This window comes from Trebonia sp., from assembly GCF_030042015.1.
GTDB lineage: Bacteria > Actinomycetota > Actinomycetes > Streptosporangiales > Streptosporangiaceae > Trebonia.
Genome location: NZ_JASIAL010000431.1, coordinates 1 through 3,194, shown reverse-complemented (window position 1 = coordinate 3,194; position 3,194 = coordinate 1). Strand labels below are relative to the sequence as shown.

The following is a 3,194-nucleotide window of genomic DNA, read 5'->3' as shown; positions in this document are numbered from 1 at the left end:
CCTGTGCCGAGTCGGTGACATCGGTCACCTTCCACGCGGCGCTGCCGCCGAGCTCGGCCGCGCCATTCTTCAGGTCGGGTTCGGAAATCCCAGCCAGGAAGACGCTCGCGCCTTCGGCGGCGAACGCGCGCGCGGTCGCCATGCCGATGCTGCCCTCGCCGCTGGTGATAATGGCGGCCTTGCCGTCGAGTCGACCCACAGTAGGGGATGTTATACCTGGTAAGGTAAAGAGTTCGTGGGTGGCGTTCGCCTGGGTGCCAGGTGGCAGTCGCCGGCCGCCATGCCGCGTCGCTGGCTGGCCGGCGTGTTCGCCGTATCCGCGCTCTGGGCGGTGCTTGTCGCGATCTTCAGCACCGACACGGTGCACCAGCTCTGGGGCGGGATAGCGGCCTGCGGCTACGTGCTCGCGCTCGTGGCCGTGTTCGCCTGGAAGGCGCGCGGCGCCGATGTGGCGCTGGCGCTGTCCTTCTGCGGCGCGCTGCTCGTCCCGCTCGGCTGGATGGCGGCCAGAGGGCTCGAGCAACCCGAGGTCGCGGTCGTGGCGCAGTCGGCGGTGACGCTGCTCCACCACGGCACCCCGTACGCCGATCCCGCCTCGCTCGCCGCCACGAGGAATCCGAACAACTACAACCCGTACCTGCCCGTCATGACGCTGTTCGGGCTGCCCAGGGCGCTCTTCGGCGGCGGCCTGCTGACCGACCCGCGGGTCTGGTTCGGCGCGGTGTTCCTCGTCGTGTTCTGGTACGCGCTGCGGCGCGGGGGGGCGGGGGATCCCTGGCGCTGGACGGTGCTTGTCGCGGCGACCCCGGTGATCGCCTTCGAGCTCGCCGTCGGCGGGACCGACGTGCCGATGGTCGCCTTCCTCTGCCTCGGGTTCGCCCTGGTCTGGGAGCGCCAGCCTGTTCTCGCCGGGCTCGCGCTCGGCGTCGCCGCGGCGATGAAGGCGACCGCGTGGCCCGCCGTGCTCGTGGCGCTGGCAGTGCTCGCGGTCCGCGACGGCAGGCGGCAGGCCACGGTGTTCACGGGGACCGCGCTGGCCGTGGTCGCCGTGTGCGTCGGCCCGTTCCTGGTGCTCCACCCCAGGGCGCTCGTCGAGAACACGATTAAGTTCCCGCTCGGGCTGGCGCATGTCACGTCCCAGGCGTCCAGCCCGCTGCCCGGCCACGACCTCGCCGAGACCGGGCCCGTCGGGCACATGATCGTCGTCGTGCTGCTCGTCGCGGCAGGCCTGGCGGTCGCCGCCTCGCTCGTGGTCCGGCCGCCGCGGTCCGTCCCGCGCGCGGTCCTGCTGCTCGCCGGCGCGATGACGCTCATGTTCGTGCTCGCCCCGTCGACGCGGTTCGGTTACTTCATCTACCCGGCGACGCTCGTGATCTGGCTGCTGGCCGCGCTCGGCGGCCGGGTCGCGCGGGGCGAGCAGGTCACGCCAGATCCCGATGTTCCTGCTGCCAGCTCGCGTACCAGGTGGCGAACCAGGTCCGTGACGCGGCCAGCGGCATGATGTAGCGCACCGTCTGCGCGTAGTACTCGCGCTGCCTGGCCGGGCTGAGGTTCCGCAGCGTCTGCACGTTGCTTGCCCGGTCGGCGAGCTTGACCACGATGGCGTCGTCCGGAGCGTGCCGAAGGCCCGCCAGGTACGCCTCCTTCACCGCCTTGCCGTCGCCGTCAGACTCCGGGATCGTCACCCAGCCGACCAGGCCCGCGACCCGGTCGCCGAATTCCCGCCGCAGGTCCGCTACGGTGCACGGGGTGTCCTCCACCACGTCGTGCAAAACCGCGGCGCTGAGCACGTCCGGATCGGTGACGCGGGCGCCGCGGACCAGGACCTCAAGCGCCTCAAGGAGATGCTCCAGGTACGGCGCCCCAGTGGGCCGCCGCTGGTCGCCGTGGTAGCGGATCGCGAACTCCACGGCCTTGCCCACCGCGTCGCAGGTGCCCGCAGGCAGCAGGCGCCGCAGCTCCGGTTCCGCTTGCGGCCAGGTGTGCCAGTTTGCGTAGATCTCCATTTACCTGATTGTGCCCGCCGATCACCCGGAGCGCGCGGCGCTGGCCAGAGGTTGCCGGTTTACAGTGGGGTCCGTGCGTCTACGACTGCGTGGTCCCCGACAGGCGGCCGAAGGGGCTGTCGCTGTAGAGCCGGCACTGTCCGTTCGGGATAATCCGGATGGTGACGGCCCGGATCGCGGCGCACGGGCGGCCAGCGACCTGCGGTCTGCGACGGCTGTTGTCGCGGCACCGGTAGCCTCGGCGGCGTCCGCTGTCCGGCGCAGGTACCTGCGCCTGTGGTGGCTTCCCGGCTGGCTGTTCGCGGCCATCACGCAGCTGCCCGCGCTGCTCGCGATCGCCTGGCTGGTGCCGGGGACCGCGATGCTGGTCGCCGGGCGGCTGCTGCCCACGGCGATTTTGATCATCTTCGTGCCGCTGGCCCTGGCGCTGTGTTACTTCGCGATGCGGCAGCTGCCGCTGAGCTGGCCGCGGTTCGGCGACCCGCAGGACGCGGACGAGCGGACCGATGATTCCCGGCCGGCGGTGCAGTCCTGGCGGCGCAGGCGGCCGACCGTGCCCGCCGGCGCGCTGCTCGCCACCGTGGCGATCGCGGTAGGCTTCGCGGTCTGGCAGGTCGCCCGCGACTCCCAGCAGGTCTTCGTGGTCAGTGACCCAGGCGCGTACCTGCAGTACGGGTACTGGATCGCGCTGCACGGGTCGGCGAAGATTCCGCAGTCGGCCGCGGCGTTCGGGTCGGTCACGGGGCTGAACTTCGCGAGCACGGATTTCTACCAGGCCGGGACCACGGTGTCGCCCGCGTTCATGCCCGGGCTGCCGCTGGTGCTCGCGGGCGGGGTGTGGCTCGGCGGGGTACAGGGAGCGCTGCTGATGCCCCCGGTGATCGGCGGGTGCGCCGTGCTGTCGTTCGCCGGGCTGGTCGGGCGGCTGGCGGGACCGCGGTGGGCGCCGGCGGGCGCGCTTGTCCTCGCGCTGACCCTGCCCGAGCAGTACGTCAGCCGCGCGCCGTTCAGCGAGCCGCTGGTCCAGGTGCTGCTGTTCGGCGGGCTGTGCATGGTGACCGACTCGCTGGTGCTGACCCGGCAGCGGAACGGCTACCCGGCCGCGCTGACGCTCGCCGGGCTTGGCGGGTTCGCGCTCGGCCTGACCGTGCTGGCCAGCATCGGCTCGCTGAGCACGCTGCTGCCGGC

3 protein-coding genes and 1 pseudogene are annotated in these 3,194 nt (G+C 72.0%); 2 read left to right on the top strand and 2 right to left on the bottom strand.

What is annotated here, in order from left to right; translation table 11 throughout:
* Nucleotides 1-199: SDR family NAD(P)-dependent oxidoreductase (locus Q1N79_RS30850; protein ID WP_300612355.1), on the bottom strand; the 199-nt coding region annotated here is incomplete at its 3' end.
* 36 nt (nt 200-235) lie between these two features.
* On the opposite strand from Q1N79_RS30850, the gene Q1N79_RS30845 reads away from it, so the two are divergent.
* Nucleotides 236-1,501 carry a glycosyltransferase 87 family protein gene (locus tag Q1N79_RS30845; protein WP_300612353.1) on the top strand — a complete coding sequence of 422 codons (1,266 nt, stop codon included), beginning with the start codon at nt 236-238 and terminating at the stop codon, nt 1,499-1,501.
* Here the strand turns inward: Q1N79_RS30845 and Q1N79_RS30840 are convergent.
* Nucleotides 1,422-2,006 (bottom strand): HD domain-containing protein, encoded by a 585-nt coding sequence (locus Q1N79_RS30840; RefSeq protein WP_300612351.1) that lies wholly within the window; start codon nt 2,004-2,006, stop codon nt 1,422-1,424. The two genes, Q1N79_RS30845 and Q1N79_RS30840, sit on opposite strands and share 80 nt — an antisense overlap.
* Before the next feature lie 73 nt (nt 2,007-2,079).
* Between Q1N79_RS30840 and Q1N79_RS30835 the strand changes: the two are divergent.
* Nucleotides 2,080-3,194, top strand: a pseudogene (locus Q1N79_RS30835) (hypothetical protein); the annotation flags it as partial.